Raw genomic sequence first — 16484 nt, 5'->3', positions numbered from 1 at the left:
ATGCACCGGCGCAGGCAACGAACAGGCTGGAGAGTTCCGAACGATGGATACCTTGCTTTCGATGCGCGTGTTCACGCGCATCGTCGAAACGGGCAGCTTCACGCGCGCGTCCGACACGACCGGGCTGACGACGCCGCGCGTCTCCGCGCTGCTGAGCACGCTCGAACAGCATCTCGGCTGCCGGCTGCTGAACCGCACCACCCGCCGGATCTCGCTGACCGAGGACGGACAGGCCTACTACGAGCGCTGCGTCGGCGTGCTGCGCGAGATCGACGACATGGAGGCGGCCGTCTCGCAGGCGCGCAACGTGCCGCGCGGCCGCCTGAAGGTGAACCTGCCGCCGGCGATGGCCAAGCAGATCATGGTGCCCGCGCTGCCCGAGTTTCTCGCCGCGCATCCGGGCATCTCGGTCGAACTCGGCGTGACCGACCGGCAGATCGACCTCGTCGGCGAAGGCGTCGATTGCGTCGTGCGCATCGGTGCGCTCGACGACTCGGGGCTGGTCGCGAAACGGATCGGCAGCCTGACCACCTGCACGTGCGCGGCGCCCGCGTATCTCGAGCGCTGCGGCGCGCCCGAAACCGTCGACGATCTCACGCAGCACATCGCGGTCAGCCACATGTCGGCCGATACGGGCCGGCCGCGGCCGTGGGACTACGTGGTCGACGGCGAAACGCGCATCATGCAGATGTGCGGCACCGTCGCGGTCAACGATGCCGACACCTACATCGCATGCGGCCTCGCCGGCATCGGCCTGATCAAGACCTCGCTGTACCTGGTCGAGCCGTACCTGCAATCGGGGCGCCTGCGCGAGGTGCTGACCGATTTCAACACGCCGCCGCGGCCGATCTCGATCCTGTATCCGCCCAACCGGCATACGCCCGTCAAGCTCAAGGTGTTCGTCGACTGGCTCGCCGGGCTGTTCGCGCAGATTCCGACGCTGCAGGGGCAGCGCCGCTGACGCCCGCCGTCGATGCCCGTCGCTGAAACCGCGCGGCCGCGCCCGCGCGCACCCCGCATCGATCAAGTGAATTAAGACGCGGTTTAGGACTATTCAGTCCGCCCGATCCAGACTGCTCTCAGGGGCCTTGCGATCCGCGATATCCGCGCCGGAGGCCCGTTTCGAGAGGCTCGACATGACGATCGCGACCGCCGGCCCGTCCGTCCAGGACGTTTTCGATGTCCTCGACCCCGCGTTCGCGCACGCGCCGCATCGCAGCGGCCGCCCTCGCCCTCGCCGGCATGCGGCTCGCGACCGGTCTCGGCCTCGCCCCCCTCACATGAATCCGCACACGCTCCGACCCCTTTGCGTGGCACGCAAAGCTCGATTGCGCGCCGGCCGTATTCTCTTGTTATCGCTCGATCAATAACCTTGACGGCAATGCGGCGGCTTGCGTTTCACCGCGGCGAACACCGGAACAACCGAACACCCGTATCCCATCACGCCCGCCCGACGACCGGGCACCCGACATCTCTTTCGAAGGAGTCGACCATGTCAGCAGAATCCACCCCGCTCGCGGCCCACGGGCACGCAGCCAAGCTCACGCAGGGCCTCATCCTGCTGTTCGCGTTCAGTTGCGGCGCGATCGTCGCGAACCTGTACTACGCGCAGCCGATCACCGAACTCATCGCGCCCAGCCTGCACATGTCCGGCGCAACCGCGAGCCTGATCGTGTCGCTGACGCAGATCGGCTATGCGTTCGGCCTGTTCTTCATCGTGCCGCTCGGCGACCTGCTCGAGAACCGCAAGCTGATGATCGTCACGGCCGTCGTGTCGATCGCGAGCCTCGCGGCGGCCGCCGTCGTGCAGACGCCCGGGCTGTTCCTCGCGATCTCGCTGCTGATCGGCTTCAGCTCGGTCGCGGTGCAGATCCTGGTGCCGCTCGCCGCGCACCTCGCGCCCGATCATTCGCGCGGCCGCGTGGTCGGCACGATCATGGGCGGGCTGCTGCTCGGCATCCTGCTCGCGCGCCCGCTGTCGAGCGTGGTGGCCGACGCGTTCGGCTGGCGCTTCGTGTTCGCGGCCGCCGCGGTGCTGATGACGCTCGTGACCGCCGTGCTCGCGCTGACGATCCCGTCGCGCCAGCCCGATCATCGCGCGACCTATTTCGAGCTGATCGGCTCGCTGCTGCACCTGGTCCGCACGATGCCGGTGCTGCGCCATCGCGCGTTCTACCAGGGCCTGATGTTCGCGTCGTTCAGCCTGTTCTGGACCGCCGTGCCGGTCGAGCTCACGCGCCACTACGGGCTGTCGCAATCGGCCATCGGCCTGTTCGCGCTGGTCGGGGCGATCGGCGCGACGTCGGCCCCGGTCGCCGGCCGCCTCGCCGATGCCGGCCACGGCGTGCGGGCGACGCTGATCGCGCTGGTCGCCGGCGCGCTGTCGTACGCGGTCGCGCTGATCCACGGCGCCGGCCTGTACGGCCTCGTCGTCACCGGCATCGTGCTCGACTTCGCGGTGCAGATGAACATGGTGCTCGGCCAGCGCGAGATCTATGCGCTGCACGCGGCAAGCCGCAACCGGCTGAACGCGCTGTACATGACGAGCATCTTCGTCGGCGGCGCGATCGGCTCCGCGCTCGCGAGCCCGCTGTACGAACACGGCGGCTGGCCGCTCGTGGCCGCGGTGGCCGGCGCGTTCCCGGTCGTCGCGCTCGCCCACTACCTCGCGATCGGGCGTCCGCACGCACGACGCCACGCCCAGTCCTGAACCGGCGCCGGCACCGGTTCACGCGCGGCGCCCTCCGGGCCGCTCGCGCGCCGGAACGCTGCCGGCACGTTACCCCCGTCTTTCCCGAACTCTCCGCAGGGCCCGCCGCCCGACCGGTCGCCACCACGCGACACGCGGCGCCGCCCTGCCTCACGCAAAAAGGAATCCATCATGTCTTCCCTGCTCAGCCACTACGACCTGCGCGGCCTGCCGCTTCCCAACCGTGTCGTGATGGGGCCGATGACGCGCTCGCGCGCGCCGTCGCGCGGCCAGCCGACCGAACTGATGGCCGAGTACTACGCGCAGCGCGCGTCCGCCGGCCTGATCGTCACCGAGGCGACCAACGTCAGCCCGGCGTCCGCCTCGTTCGAACTGACGCCGGGGCTCGTCACCGACGAGCAGGCGGCCGGCTGGAAGCAGGTCACGGACGCCGTGCATGCGAACGGCGGCCGGATCTTCGCGCAGTTGTGGCATGGCGGCCGCGTGAGCTCGCTGACGCTGCTCGGCGGCGACGCGCCGCTGTCGCCGTCCGGCGTCAACGACGATCTCGAGCAGTTGCAGGTGTGGGCGCAGTTGCAGAACGGCTATTACACGAAGATTCACGCGACGCCGTCGCGCGCGATGACGACGGACGAGGTGGCCGACACGGTCGACGAATTCCGCGACGCGGCCGTACGCGCGATGGCGGCCGGCTTCGACGGCGTCGAGATCCACGCGGCCAACGGCTACCTGCCGCACCAGTTCCTGTCGTCGACGCTGAACCGCCGCGACGACCGATACGGCGGCTCGGTCGCGAACCGCGCGCGCTTCCTCGAGGAGATCGTCGACGCCGTCGGCGCCGTGATGCCGCTCAGCCGCGTGGGCGTGCGCATCTCGCCGTACGCGAAATACAACAACGTGCGTGACGCGGATCCGGATACGACGTACGCGTACGTCGGCCGCATGCTCGACGAAGCCGGCGTCGCCTATGTGCACGCGGCGGACACCAACGGCTGGAGCGGCGAGCCCGACCTGCCGCGCATCGTCGCGAACACGCGCAAGCATTTCGGCGGCACGCTGATCGTCAACGGCGGCATCGCGCCGGATGCCGCGAATGCGCTGATCGACGCGGGCGACGCCGATCTCGTCGCGTTCGCGCGTGCGTACATCGCGAACCCCGATCTGGTCGAACGCCTCGCGGCGAACGCACCGCTCGCCGCGCCGAAGGCGGTCGGCTGGTACGGCGGCGACCGCGCGGGCTACGTCGACTATGCGCGTCACGATGCGGCGGGCGTGAGTGCGTAAGCGCCCGGGTGCGCAGGCGCGCGAGCGCCTGTGCACCCGGCTCACGCCGCCCGAACCAGCCGGAACCCGCAGGACGCCGTCAGGCGTCCTGCCAGCGCGCGCCGAGCACGCGCCCGCAGAAATTCAGCCGGTGGAAATCCGGATCGGCGCGTTCGAGCACGTCGGCGCTCCACGTGCCGAACGTCGACGCCGGCCGGTGCGCGACGCCGCGCGCGACCGCATCGAGGAACGCGTCGCCGAAGCCTTCGCCGCGCGGGTAGGCGGCGAGCAGCGCGCGCCGCTCGTCGGCCGAATACGCGTCGAAATCGGTGGCCATCAGGTCGGTCGAGACGGCGGCCGCCAGCACGCGCGCGAGCGGCGACACGCGCGCGGCCACGCCGGGCGTCGTATGCAGCGCGATCGCGTGCCACACGTCGTCGCGCAGGCGCTGCGACGTCTGGTGGCGCAGCAGGAACGTATCGGCGGCATCGGCGCTGTCGAGCTCGTAGCGCGCGGCCGAGCGGCCATACGCGGTGCTCAGTCCCATGTTCGCGTACATCGCGGCCACGTAAAGCGCATCGGCATCGCAGGTCTCGCCGGCACGCTGCGCGGCCAGCGACGCAAGCACGAACACCCGGCTCGCATGCCCGGTGATCGCCCGCGGCAGCGACGCGCGGGCTGCTTCGGCCGCTTCGATCGCCATCGGCGTCCGCGGAATGCGGACACCGGCGACTTCGTCATCGGCCGACGCGCACGTGTGCGCAGAACTCATCTCGTCTCCTTCTGCCCCTCGCCGGGGGCGGAAAATTGTCCATGCCTCGCGCGGCCCGCGCCGACGCAGCCGGCGCGGGCACGTTGGCGGCCGGTACGGCGTCGGCCTAGTACGCGAAACCGGGGTAACCCGATGCTTCGCACTGCTCGGCGGTTTCCATCGCGGCCGCATGCAGGCGCTGCACGAACGCGCGCCCGAGCCCGCGCGCGGCACCGGCCGCCGGCAGGCCCGCGTCGGCCGCGGCGCGCAGCGAAGCCGACTCGGCCGAACGACGCCGGCCCGCACCGCCGAATTCGGCGACCGGCGACCACGCGGGGCTGACCGCCGGCGGCGGCGGTGCGAGCGACGCGAACTCGTCGTCCGCATGCACGATCCTGCCGCCGACGACCGTCAGCACCGACGACAGCGACGTGATCCGCGCTTCGTCGATCGTGAAGTAGTCGTCCGTCAGCACCGCGAAATCGGCGTAGTGGCCGGGCACCAGCGCGCCCTTGCAGTCGTCCTCGCCGGAAAACCACGCGCTGCCGACCGTATAGCAGCGCAGCGCCTCCATCCGGCCGAGCCGGTTGCGCTCCGGATACAGCGCCGTGCCGCCGACCGTGCGTCCCGACACCATCCAGTACAGCGACACGAACGGGTTGTAGCTCGCGATGCGCGTTGCGTCGGTGCCCGCGCCGACCGGCAGCCCGGCCGCCAGCATCGCGCGGATTGGCGGCGTGCGCATCGCGGCTTGCGCGCCGTAACGCGCGATGAAGTACTCGCCCTGGAACGCCATTCGGTGCTGGACCGTCACGCCGCCGCCGAGCGCGGCGATGCGCGCGATGTTGGCATCGGTGATCGTCTCGCAGTGATCGAAGAACCAGCGCAGGCCGTCGAACGGCGTCTCGAGGTTCACGGCTTCGAGCACGTTCAGGAAGCGGCCGATCGATTCGTCGTAGGTCGCATGCAGCCGGAACGGCCAGCGGTGCCGCACCAGCAGCCGTACCACCGCGGCCAGTTCGGCCTCCAGCGCCGCCGGCAGATCGGGGCGCGGTTCGAGAAAATTGCCGAAATCGGCGGCCGAATACACCAGCAGCTCGCCGGCGCCGTTCATCCGCAGGAACGCGTCGCCGTCGCCGGGTTTCGCGAGCGTCACCCAGCGCGCGTAGTCGTCGAGCTCCCGCCCCGCATGCTGCACGAACAGGCTATACGCAACGCGCACGGTCATTTCGCCGCGCCGCGCGAGTGCCAGGATCGCGCCGTAGTCGTCCGGAAAGGCCTGGAAATCGCCGCCCGCGTCGATCGCGCTCGTCACGCCGAGCCGGTTCAGCTCGCGCATGAAATGCCGCATCGAATTCATCTGGTCGTCGTGGCCGAGCTTCGGGGCCCGTTCGAGCGCCTCGTGCAGCACGGCCATGTCCGGGCGCGCGATCAGCAGGCCGGTCGGCCGGCCGAGGCGATCGCGCTGGATCTCGCCGCCGGGCGGGTTCGACGTGTCGCGGCCGTAGCCGATCGCGCGCAGCGCGGCCGCGTTCAGCAGCGCGCTGTCGCCCAGGTGCATGATGAAGACCGGCGTGTCGGGCGCGATCTCGTTCAGTTCGGCCGCCGTCGGCCCGCGCTTTTCGGCGAACTGGAATTCGGTCCAGCCGCCGACCACGCGCACCCAGTGCGGCGCGGGCGTGCGCAGCACCTGGCGACGCAGCATCGCGAGCGCGTCGGCCAGCGTCGGCACGCCGTCCCAGCGCAGTTCCAGGTTGAAGTTCAGGCCGCCGCGGATCATGTGCAGGTGCGAATCGTTCAGCCCCGGGATCACGGTGCGGCCGTTCAGGTCGATGCACTGCGTGCCGGCATGCGCATGCCGCATCACGTCGTGCCCGCTGCCGGCCGCGAGGATCCGGCCGTCCTTCACGGCGAGCGCGGTCACGAACGACTGCCGGTCGTCCTGCGTCGCGATCTTGCCGTTGCATACGATGAGGTCCGCCGCCGCGGCGGATGCCGTCGCCCTAAGCACCGTCAGGCCCTCCGCTTGTGCCGTGAGCCGGCACGCGGCCGCATGCCGCCTGCCTCCGGTTCGACGATACACGGACCATCCACTCCCCCTTGAACATTGAACGATCGGACCGACGGGCCGCGGCGCGATGGCGCGGTGTCGTCCTGCGCGAACCGGGCATGCCGTTACGCCACCTGCTGCATCGCATCCGCCGCCTCGTGCCGCATGCGCGACCGGCCCGCCGGCAGTGCCGGCTCCGGGCGCACGAAGTTCTGCAGGCGCGCGAGCCGGCGCACGTCGAACGCGCGCGATTGCGGATCGAAATGCCCCGACAGGTTCGCCACCAGCGACGACGCCTGGCCCGTCCGCCCGCGCTCGATCAGGTGATCGGCGAGATCGAGCGTGCCGCGCAGCGCCCACATCGCGGCGCCTTGCCCGTTCGCGGTATGGATCCCGGTCAGCAGATGCCGGTGCCCTTCGACTTCGTACGCGAGCGCGGCATCGGGCTCCGCGGTGCGGGCCTGCTCGAGCATAGCGAGCCCCCGGACGCGCAGCAGTTCCGGCACGAACAGGTGCTCGCCGTGCGCGCGGCAGCGCGCGAGCGTCGCGTCGAGTTTCACGCATGCCTCGGCCGCGCGGCCGGTGCGCGTCAGCCCTTCCGCGTACGCGACGACCAGCGGCGCGAGCAGGCGCCGGAACCCGCTCGCCTCGATGCGCCGCAGCGCGGGTTCGAGCCGCGCGAGACCGGCGCCGGGATGCCCGGCCTGCATGTCGAACTGCCCGGCGAGGCCTTCCGCGTGGCTGAGCCAGATGTCGAACCCGTTCGCCTCCGCGGTCGAGCGCAGCGTGCCGAGATAGTCGGAAATCACGTCGTGATCGCCGTAGCGCAGCGCGATCGGCACGGCCGCGGCGCCGAGCACGACGCACAGCGCCAGCCCCGACCCGGTGCGGCGCGCGGATTCGACCGCCTGCGCGGCCAGCCGCATCGCGTATTCCGGATCGCCCTGCATCCAGACGAGCCGCATCAGCATCGTGCGGCCGAGCGTCGCGACGTCGACCCCGAGCGCGGCTTCCGCGCAGGACGGTTCGCCGGCCACAGCCAGCCCGGCGGTCGCGGCCTCCAGCCGCTCGCGGGCCTGCGCGTGTTCGCCGAAGTAATGCAGCGACGTCGCGACCATCGCGTTCGCCAGCAGCCGCTGCGGCCGGTCGCCGCGCCGTTCGGCCGCGCGCTCGAAGCGCGTCGCGTAGCGCAGCGATTCGTGGATGTCGGAGCGCGTCAGCATCGTGTTCCACAGCCCGACCAGCGCGCACGCGTCGAACGCCTCGTCGCCGATCCGGCCCGCGAGCACGAGCGTCCGGTCCCACATCGCGGCCGCCGCGTGCGTATCGCCGTCGGTATGCAGCAGCGCCGTCGCGTAGGCGGCGCGCAGGCGCAGCTCGCGTGCCGCGTCGATGCCGCCGGTATCGCCGGTTCCAGCGGCCTCGATCGCGTCGAGCGCCCGCCGCGCCGGATGCGCGCATTCGCGCATCCGCGCCGGTTCCAGCAACGCGAGCGCCAGTGCGTCCGCTTCGTGCCCTCGCGGCTCGACCGCGACGGGCTCGCGCGGCGCCGGCGCCGGTGCGTCCGCGGCGACACGCGGGCTCGCGAGATCCGCGGCCGGCGCCGGCGCCTGCATCCGCGCCTCCCCCTGCCCGCGCTCGTAGCACGCATGACGCTCGGCGACGAGGTCGAATTCGCCTTCGTTGCGCAGTTTCTCGAGCGCATACGCGCGCGTCGATTCCGTCAACCGGTAACGCGCGTGCGCGCCGTGGAACTCGACGGTCACCAGCGACTTCGCGACCAGTTCGCCGAGCACCGCGATCGTCTCGGCGGCCGACATCCCGGGATCCATCGCGACTTCGCGCGCGGCATCGAACGTGAACGGGCCGGTGAAGCACGCCATCCGGCGAAACAGCGAGCGCGCGGCCGCATCCAGCAGCACGTAGCTCCAGTCGAACGTCGCCCGCAACGTCTGGTGGCGCGGCAGCGCCGATCGCAGCCCGCCGGTCAGCAGGTTCAGCCGGTCGTCCAGACGCGCGGCGACGGCCTCGAGCCCGAGCGTCGCGACGCGCGCGGCAGCCAGCTCGATCGCGAGCGGCAGCCCGTCCAGGCGCCGGCAGATGTCGCCGATCAGCCGGATGCCGGCCGCATCGACCGCGCAGTCGGGCGTGGCGGCGCGGATCCGCGCGAGGAACAGCTCGACGGCCGAATGACGCACGATCTCGTCGAGCGGCGCGTCGCTGTCCGGCACCGCCAGCGGGCTCACGCGAAACACGGCTTCGGCCGAGATATGCAGGGGTTCGCGGCTCGTCGCGAGCACGCGCAGCGACGGCGCGCGCGACGTCAGCGTATCGACGAGATCGGCCACCAGATCGACGACGTGTTCCGCGTTGTCGAGCACGATCAGGGCCGGCGACGCGGCGAACGCTCCGGCGATCCGGTCGATGCCCGGCACGCCGTCGGTCTCGAGGCCGAGTTCCGCGGCGATCGCGAGCAGCACGTCGTCGCGCGTCGCGGCGCTCGCGAGCGCGACGAACAGCACGCGTTCGCCGGACCGCTCGCGCAGCTCGTGGGCGACGCGGCCGGCCAGGCTCGTCTTGCCGATGCCGCCTGCCCCGACGAGCGTGACGACCGGTGCGCTTTCGATCATGTCGACGATCTGCCCGATCTCCGCCTGACGCCCGACGAGCGAAACCGGGCGGGCCGCCGCGACGGGGTCGGCCGGCAACGCGGCCGCGCGCGGCGCGGCCTCGTGCGCGACGGCGGGAGGCGCGATCAGCAGGTAGCCGCGGCCCGGCACCGTCTTGATCAGGTCGCGGTCCGCGCCCAGCGCCTTGCGCAGCGTCGCGACGTGAACCTGCAACCGGTTTTCCTCGACGATCAGGCCCGGCCACACGGCATCCATGATGTCGTCCTTCGACACGACGGAACCGTTGGCGCGATGCAGCACTTCAAGTATGTCAAGCGCGCGTGCGCCGATACGCAGCGACGCGCCGTGGTGGCGAATGTCACGCTGCTCGAAATCCACCGACAACGTCCCGATCTGGATCATGGCCGCCTCCAGGTTCCCCACGATGACCGCCATGTGAACACGGCCGTTCACCAGGGCGGGAATGCACACCCGTCCAGCGCTGCCGGCCGGGCGCAAAGTCTCAAAATGTGGACTGAGTGTAAACACCGAATTAACAAAAATCTTGAAGGAAAATGCGCTGGCCTCCCGCCCACCGGCGCGCCCGTGGGTGGGCGCCGCGCCGAATGAAAATGGGGTGACATCGCCCCCGCGTTGGCCATGGCGGCGCGCTCGCGTGCCCGTCGAGGCCGGCGCGGCGCGGGTCGGGCCGCTGGCAAGCATTTCGTCAGCAAGTGGACATTTATTCAAGTTAACTTGGGCCGGTCGAGTGCACCGTTTAAACTTCGCGTAAATATGTTCGCGCGCCGCCCCCCATCGAAGGATTGTTCCGCCATGCCAGATTCCCTCGTCGCGTCCCCGGCCGCACGGCCGAAAGACACGCTCGGCTGCCTGTCGAGCCTGCTGTCCAAGGACATCGAACGCCCGGTCGGCGGGCTCACGCTCCATCGCAAATGCATGCGCGACGAGCACTTCGAGCGCATCGAGATGGCGGCCAGCGATCGCGGCTTCCTGATCGGCGTGTCGCTCAACGGCGGGCACCGGCGCACGATCTACGGCGGCACCGGCCAATCCCGCTCCGAGCGGCGGTTCCAGCACAACTCGATCTACATTCGCGACTTCTCCCGGAATTTTCGTGCCGACCTGTACGGCAAGTTCGACTTCCTGCTGGTCGAGCTGTCGCACGCGTATCTCGACGGCCTCGGCCGCGAGCACGACGGCACCGAAATCGGCGGCCTGACCTGCGCGCCCGACGTACAGGACGAAGTGCTGGGACATCTCGCGCACGCGGTGGCCGACAGCCTCGACGAGCCCGGCGTGCTGAACGCGCTGTTCGTCGAGCAGATGGGGCTCGCGATCGGCGCGCATCTCGCGCGCCAGTACGGCAACGCGGATGCGCGCGACCTGCAGCACAAGGGCCTGCTGTCGCCGGCGAAGACGGCGCTCGCGAAAGAGCTGCTGATGGAGAAGGCCGATCTCGGCGTGTCGATCGAGGAAGTCGCGCGCGAGTGCGATCTGTCGCGCGGCTATTTCATTCGAGCGTTCTCGCGCACGACGGGGCGCACGCCGCATCAATGGCTGCTCGAACAGCGCGTGATCCGCGCGCGGCAACTGATCGAGACGACCGACATGTCGCTCGCGGAAATCGCGGCCGCCTGCGGCTTCGCGGACCAGAGCCACCTGAACCGCGTGTTCGCGCGCATCGTCGGCCATCCGCCCGGCGCCTGGCGGCGCGAACTGACGCGCTGACGCGGCCGCGCGCCACCGCTACGCGCGCGCCCCGCACCTCACTGCACGACACGGCACGTCACGGCGCACATCGCCCGTCGCTCACCGGAGCGGCGTCGCGTCGTAATTGACCGGCACCCAGTCGTACTGCTCCCCGTCCCTGCGCAAATGCCCGAGCCCGGGAAACGCGATGTGCGCGGCGCCGACGAGGTAACGCTTGTCCGCGACGCGCTTCAGCGTATCGCGCCGGGTGCGGCGCGCCGCGTCCGCATCGCTGTCGTACTGGACCGTCGCGTCCGGGTCCTGCAGCTGGATCGCCGCGACGTGCACGATGTCGCCCCACGCGAGCAGCCCGGCGTCGCCGCTCTCGATCAGGTACGCGGTATGGCCCGGCGTATGGCCAGGCATCGGCACCGCGCGAATGCCGGGCGCGAGCGTCGCTTCGCCGCGAAACGTCCTGAAGCGGCCCGCCGCGACGTACGGCGCGACCGACGCGGCAGCCGCATCGAAGAACGACGCGAGGAACGCCGGCGCCTGTGCCTTGTTGTCCGGATCGAGCCAGTAGTTCGCTTCGATCTCGTTCACGCGCACCACCGCGTTCGGGAAGGTCATCCTGCCGTTCGTCACGATGCCGCCGACATGATCCTTGTGCAGGTGCGTGAGCAGCACCTCGTCGATCTGCTCCGGCGCATAACCGGCCGCACGCAGGTTCGCGAGCAGCTTGCCGCAGCAATCGCCGTACAGCACGCCGGCCCCGGAATCGACGAGGATCCGCTTCGTGCCGGTATCGACGAGGAACGCATTGATCGAGCCCTGCACGGGCGGCTCGAGAAACGCGCGGTCGAGATCGCGCCGGATGTCGTCCTTCGAGATGTCGCGGAACACCGTATCGACCGGAAACGGATGCGTGCCGTCGGACAGCGCGACGATCCGCAGGCTGCCGAGCTGCTGCCGATAGAAGCCGGGCGCCTGATCCGCGCCGCCCGGTCCGGCCGCACACGCGGCCGATGCGAGGATGCCGAAGCACCACGCGATGACCAGCATGCCGCCGGTACGCCAGTTCAGGTTCTTCATGTCCGCTCCCCGGTTGCGTATCGAGATATCGCGCGCGTTGCCGGCCCGGCCGGTCAGGCGCGCGACACCGAGCTTACCGGCCGGTTTCGCAATAATCCTGAGCGCGACATGAATCGTTCTGAAAGCCGGCACCCGCCGGCGCCGGCCCGGCTTACGCGGCCCGATCCCGCGCGCGCTGCGCGTCGAGCAATGCGGCGCGAAACACGTCGGCCGGCTGCGCGCCGCTGACGACCGTCGACCCGATGCGCGTCGACGGCACCGACGCGATGCCGTCGCGCACCGCCGCCTCCTCGAGCGCGACCACCGCGTCGAGCCCTTCGCCGGATGCGAGGAATGCACGCACCGCATCGCCGGCCAGGCCGGCGCCGGCCGCGATCTCGACCAGCACGTCCGTATCGCCGATATCGCGGCCGTCGCGGAAATACGCGGCAAACAGCGCATCGACGAGCGCGACCGCGCTGCCGCGCTGCTGCGCGAACCAGACGAGCCGGTGCGCGAGCCGCGTGTTCGGCGTGCGCGCGATCCGTGCGTGGTCGAACACAAGGCCCGCCGCGCGGCCGGCGTCGGCTACATGCGCGTCGAGCGCCTGCGAACGCGCCCAGCTGCCGAACTTCGCGCTCCGGTACGCCTTGCGGTCGATGCCGCCGGCCGGCATCGTCGGGTTCAGCTCGAACGGCACGAACCGCACGTTCACGGCGCCGGCCAGGCCGGCTGCTTCGATCGCCTCCGCGAGCCGGTGCTCCGCGATCCAGCACCACGGGCAGATCAGGTCGTAGGTCACGGTTACTTCGACGGGTTTCATCGTCATCTCCTGTACATTGCAGTCCGGAAGATAACGCTTGCGCGGCGACGATAGAATGCGAACGGCACGCAACGCATCGTTGCGGCCTGCACAAAGGCACAAAGACTCGAAGAGCACGACATGGACAAATTCTCCGCGCTGCGCGCGTTCGTCGAAGTAGCGGAAGCCGGCGGCTTCTCGAGCGCGGGGCGCCGCCTCGACCTCGCGGCATCGTCGGTGGTACGCGCGGTGGATGCGCTCGAGGCGTCGCTCGGCACCGTACTGCTGAACCGCACGACGCGCCAGGTCACGCTCTCCGATGCGGGCGCGATGTACTACGCGCGCGCGAAGCAGCTGCTCGAGGAACTCGCGGAAGCCGACGCGCTGGTCTCCGATCGCGGCGACGAGCCGTCCGGGCCGCTGCGCGTGTCGGTGCCGGTCGCGTACGGCGTGCGCCGCATCGCGCCGCACGTCGCGGCGTTCCTCGCGCGCCATCCGAAGCTCGACCTCGACCTGCAGCTCACCGACGAACGCGTCGATCTCGTCGCGGGCCGCATCGACGTCGCGATCCGGCTCGGCGAAGCGGCACCGTCCGCCGAAGTCGTCGCACGGACGCTCGGCACGTTCCACCGCTACGTCGTCGCGAGCCACGACTACCTCGCCGCGCACGGCACGCCGGCCGAGCCTGGCGAGCTCGTCGATCACGCATGCCTGCGCTTTCACTTCGGCGGCGACCAGCAGGCGTGGTCGTTCGTCGACGCGCACGGCACGGCGCAGGTGCGCGTTACCGGGCGCCTGAAATCGAACCACAGCGAAGTGCTTCGCGATGCGGCGCTCGACGGCGCCGGCATCGCGCTGCTGCCCGACTGGCTGGTCGAGGCCGACGTCCAGTCGGGCCGCCTGCGCCGGCTCTTCGAGCAATACGACGTGACGCCCGGCACGGCCCGCTCGGTCGTCACCGCGCTCTACCTGCCGACGCAGCGCGGCTCGAAACGCGTGACCGCGTTCATCGATTTCGTCGAAACGCTGGTGCGCGCGCCGCACTGAGCCGTCCGGCGGCGTGCCGCGCGACGCGCGGCGCCGCGCTACCAGCCGAACTTCGCTTCGACGCCTACGTAGTCGGCATTGCGCGCGCCGAGCGCGCGGATCGAGTCGGCGATCTGGAAGTGCACGGCCTCGACGGCCAGCGCCATGTTCGGATTGACGAGCCAGTCCACGCGGGCCTGCGCATACATCCCCGTGTACGAACCGCCCTTGCCGGCCGTGCCGGGCACCGCCGACATCCCCTGCCCGTAGATCGCGTCGGCCGTCGTCTCGCGCCACTGGAAACCGACCGCGGTCAGCACCGTCACGCTGCTCGACGGCTTGAACGTCAGCGACGGCTTCACGTGAATCAGGTTGCTGTAGCCGGTGTAGCCCGCGAGCGTGAAGTAATAACCGTTCGGGAACAGCGGGTTGAAGGTGCCCATGCGTCCGTCGCCGGGATGCTTGTCGCCCGATGCGCCGTCGACCTGGATGCCCACGCGCGGCGTGCCCGGCGTCTTCGCGAACGTGTAGCCGCCCAGCGCGCCGAATGCCCACGCGCCGATCGTGTCCTGGCCGATGTGCCCGGTCTGGAGCATCGCCTCGACGTCCCAGTCGAACCCGCTGGACTTGCCCGCGTAGCGCATGTCGAACACGTCGCGCCGCTCGGTGCCGGCCCCCGCGACATAGCGCGCGTTGTCGCGCGTATAACGCGACCAGTACGCCGACAGGTCGCCGGGGCCCGTGTTGGTGCGCTCGACACGCACGCCGTCGAACCGCAGGTGCCGGTTCGACACGTCGTCGAACGCCGCGTCGTTGCGATACTGCACCGGTCGCGTCACATAGCCGATCAGCCGCCACTTGCCGATTTCGTAATCCGCCCACAGCGCGTCGAACGCCTGGCGCACGTTCGGGCCGTCGCGCACCGACACGAACCGCTGCAGGTCGTACGCCATCTCCTGCCGGCCGATCCGCGCCTTGAACGTGCCGCCGCCGATCTGGTCGACATACGCGACGAACGCCTGCTCGATGTCGAACTGATCCTTGTCGACGGGCGACACCGTGTCCTTGCCGAACGGCCGCGCATCGACGAACTGGACGAATGCCTGGAAATGCCCGGCGTAACGCAGGTCCGCATGCACCGTCGCACGCTGGATCACGTAGTTGTCGTCGTGCGCGGCGCCGAGGCCGAACAGCGGCGCGTTGTTCAGCTCGAAGCGCTCGCGCAGGTTCGCGCCGAGCGACAGGTAGGTCGACGGGTCGCCGCCGAGCGGGATGTACTTCAGCGCATCGCCCGGCTGGCGCGGCACGCACGGGTTCGCGAGCACCGACCAGTCTTCCTGCCAGCGGTTGAACAGCACCGTGGGCCGCTTCGCGGTACACGTCGTGCCGGCGGCCGGGGCCGGCGAAGCTGTCGAAGCCGCCGAAGACGCCGAAGCGGCATCCTCGGCCCCGGCCGCCGTACCCGCATAGCCCGCGACGCCACCCGCCAGCACGGCGGCCGGCAGCACGCGGCGCCAGGCGCGCCCCATCGACCCGCGCTCCATCACTTCGACCGCGCGTGGATCTCGGCGACGTAGCCGCCCGGGAACTGCACGAGCGCCGCATCGCGCCCGTCCGACGTGAACGTCGGCACCAGCACGGTCACGCCCGCGGCCTGCGCCTGCTTCAGCGTCGCGGCCAGGTCCGGCACTTCGTAGCCCGTCATCTCGCGGCCGAACGGGTAAGGCAGATGGCCGTCGGTGGCGAGCACGGTCATCTTGCCGAAACCCGATTCGATGCGGATGCGGCGATACGTATCGTTCGGCCGGCCGATCTCGATGCCCGGCGCCTTGCGCACGTCGGACACCACCTTGCCGCGCGAGAACGCGACGAAGTCGTGCACCAGCTTGCTCGCGCTTTCCGGCGACACGTACACGCGGTTTTCCGGCACCGTCTGCAGCGGGTCGTATTTCGGCGCTTGCGTGTGCCAGTAGAGCTGCATGTTCACGCCGCCCGGCCAGCGGATGATCGCGTCGCGGCCGATCGGGTCGGGGAACGTGTCGACGACGACGTCCGCGCCGTGCGCGCGCGCCGATTTCATCGCGACGTCCATGTCGGTGACGAGGTAGCCGGTGCGCTCCTCGCAGAACGGATAGGGGATCGGCGTCTTGAAGCCGAACACCGAGATCGTGCCGGCCGGCGTGAACACGAGCTGCGACATCGTCTGGCTCGGCGTCGGCGTGACCTGGAACACGCCCTGCTTCGACTTGCTGCCGCCGAACGTCGCGACGAAGCTGTCGGTGAAGCGGTCGAAATCCTCCGGCGCGACGCACACGTGCGTCGTGTCGTACTGCGGGCCGACCGCGACAGCCGGCACCTTCGCGGACGTCGTCTCGAGCAGGCGCGTCTCGTCGGCATGGGCCGGCGCGGTGGCCAGCAATGCGCCGAGCACGGCCGCCGACGCGGCCGTCAGCCGCCATGCCTGTTGCAATTTCAGTGCGATCATCGGGTTC

12 protein-coding genes are annotated in these 16484 nt (G+C 70.3%); 5 read left to right on the top strand and 7 right to left on the bottom strand.

Annotated elements, in window-relative coordinates; genetic code table 11:
* Positions 1–43: 43 nt before the first annotated feature.
* From ABIC51_RS35625 to ABIC51_RS35615, 3 genes are all read left to right on the top strand, one after another.
* Positions 44–961 carry a LysR family transcriptional regulator gene (locus tag ABIC51_RS35625; protein ID WP_027792621.1) on the top strand — a complete coding sequence of 306 codons (918 nt, stop codon included), beginning with the start codon at positions 44–46 and terminating at the stop codon, positions 959–961.
* A 531-nt stretch (positions 962–1492) separates the two neighbouring features.
* Entirely contained in the window at positions 1493–2710 is a 1218-nt protein-coding gene (locus ABIC51_RS35620) for an MFS transporter (protein WP_027792620.1), read from the top strand.
* A 171-nt stretch (positions 2711–2881) separates the two neighbouring features.
* Positions 2882–3994, top strand: coding sequence for an alkene reductase (locus ABIC51_RS35615; RefSeq protein WP_059693326.1), 1113 nt, complete (start codon positions 2882–2884; stop codon positions 3992–3994).
* A 79-nt stretch (positions 3995–4073) separates the two neighbouring features.
* On the opposite strand, the gene ABIC51_RS35610 is transcribed toward ABIC51_RS35615, so the two are convergent.
* The 3 genes from ABIC51_RS35610 to ABIC51_RS35600 all read right to left on the bottom strand — a co-directional run bounded on the left by ABIC51_RS35610 (position 4074) and on the right by ABIC51_RS35600 (position 9806).
* Positions 4074–4745 (bottom strand): HD domain-containing protein, encoded by a 672-nt coding sequence (locus ABIC51_RS35610; protein WP_021158258.1) that lies wholly within the window; start codon positions 4743–4745, stop codon positions 4074–4076.
* A gap of 106 nt (positions 4746–4851) precedes the next feature.
* A complete protein-coding gene (locus ABIC51_RS35605; RefSeq protein ID WP_354006945.1) occupies positions 4852–6735 on the bottom strand; it encodes an amidohydrolase in 1884 nt (627 codons plus the stop codon).
* 164 nt (positions 6736–6899) lie between these two features.
* On the bottom strand, positions 6900–9806 hold the full coding sequence (locus ABIC51_RS35600) for an ATP-binding protein (protein ID WP_175900707.1): 2907 nt from the start codon (positions 9804–9806) through the stop codon (positions 6900–6902).
* A gap of 411 nt (positions 9807–10217) precedes the next feature.
* Here ABIC51_RS35600 and ABIC51_RS35595 point away from each other — a divergent pair, with 411 nt between their 5' ends.
* Entirely contained in the window at positions 10218–11132 is a 915-nt protein-coding gene (locus ABIC51_RS35595; protein ID WP_027792615.1) for a helix-turn-helix domain-containing protein, read from the top strand.
* A gap of 81 nt (positions 11133–11213) precedes the next feature.
* Here the strand turns inward: ABIC51_RS35595 and ABIC51_RS35590 are convergent, their stop codons facing one another.
* Together ABIC51_RS35590 and ABIC51_RS35585 are read right to left on the bottom strand one after the other, a co-directional pair.
* Complete coding sequence (locus ABIC51_RS35590; protein ID WP_404842234.1) at positions 11214–12185, bottom strand: MBL fold metallo-hydrolase; 972 nt, start codon at positions 12183–12185, stop codon at positions 11214–11216.
* A 151-nt stretch (positions 12186–12336) separates the two neighbouring features.
* Positions 12337–12987 carry a DsbA family oxidoreductase gene (locus ABIC51_RS35585; protein ID WP_175810943.1) on the bottom strand — a complete coding sequence of 217 codons (651 nt, stop codon included), beginning with the start codon at positions 12985–12987 and terminating at the stop codon, positions 12337–12339.
* 120 nt (positions 12988–13107) lie between these two features.
* Here ABIC51_RS35585 and ABIC51_RS35580 point away from each other — a divergent pair, with 120 nt between their 5' ends.
* Positions 13108–14013 (top strand): LysR family transcriptional regulator, encoded by a 906-nt coding sequence (locus ABIC51_RS35580; protein WP_027792612.1) that lies wholly within the window; start codon positions 13108–13110, stop codon positions 14011–14013.
* A gap of 38 nt (positions 14014–14051) precedes the next feature.
* Here the strand turns inward: ABIC51_RS35580 and ABIC51_RS35575 are convergent, their stop codons facing one another.
* Entirely contained in the window at positions 14052–15521 is a 1470-nt protein-coding gene (locus ABIC51_RS35575) for an alginate export family protein (RefSeq protein WP_354006944.1), read from the bottom strand.
* Between the two features lie 14 nt (positions 15522–15535).
* On the bottom strand, positions 15536–16477 hold the full coding sequence (locus ABIC51_RS35570; RefSeq protein ID WP_027792610.1) for a glyoxalase: 942 nt from the start codon (positions 16475–16477) through the stop codon (positions 15536–15538).
* Between the last annotated feature and the right edge of the window lie 7 nt (positions 16478–16484).

It is taken from the genome of Burkholderia sp. 572 (assembly GCF_040545135.1).
Lineage (GTDB): Bacteria > Pseudomonadota > Gammaproteobacteria > Burkholderiales > Burkholderiaceae > Burkholderia > Burkholderia cepacia.
This window is presented reverse-complemented; position numbering and strand designations above follow the sequence as displayed.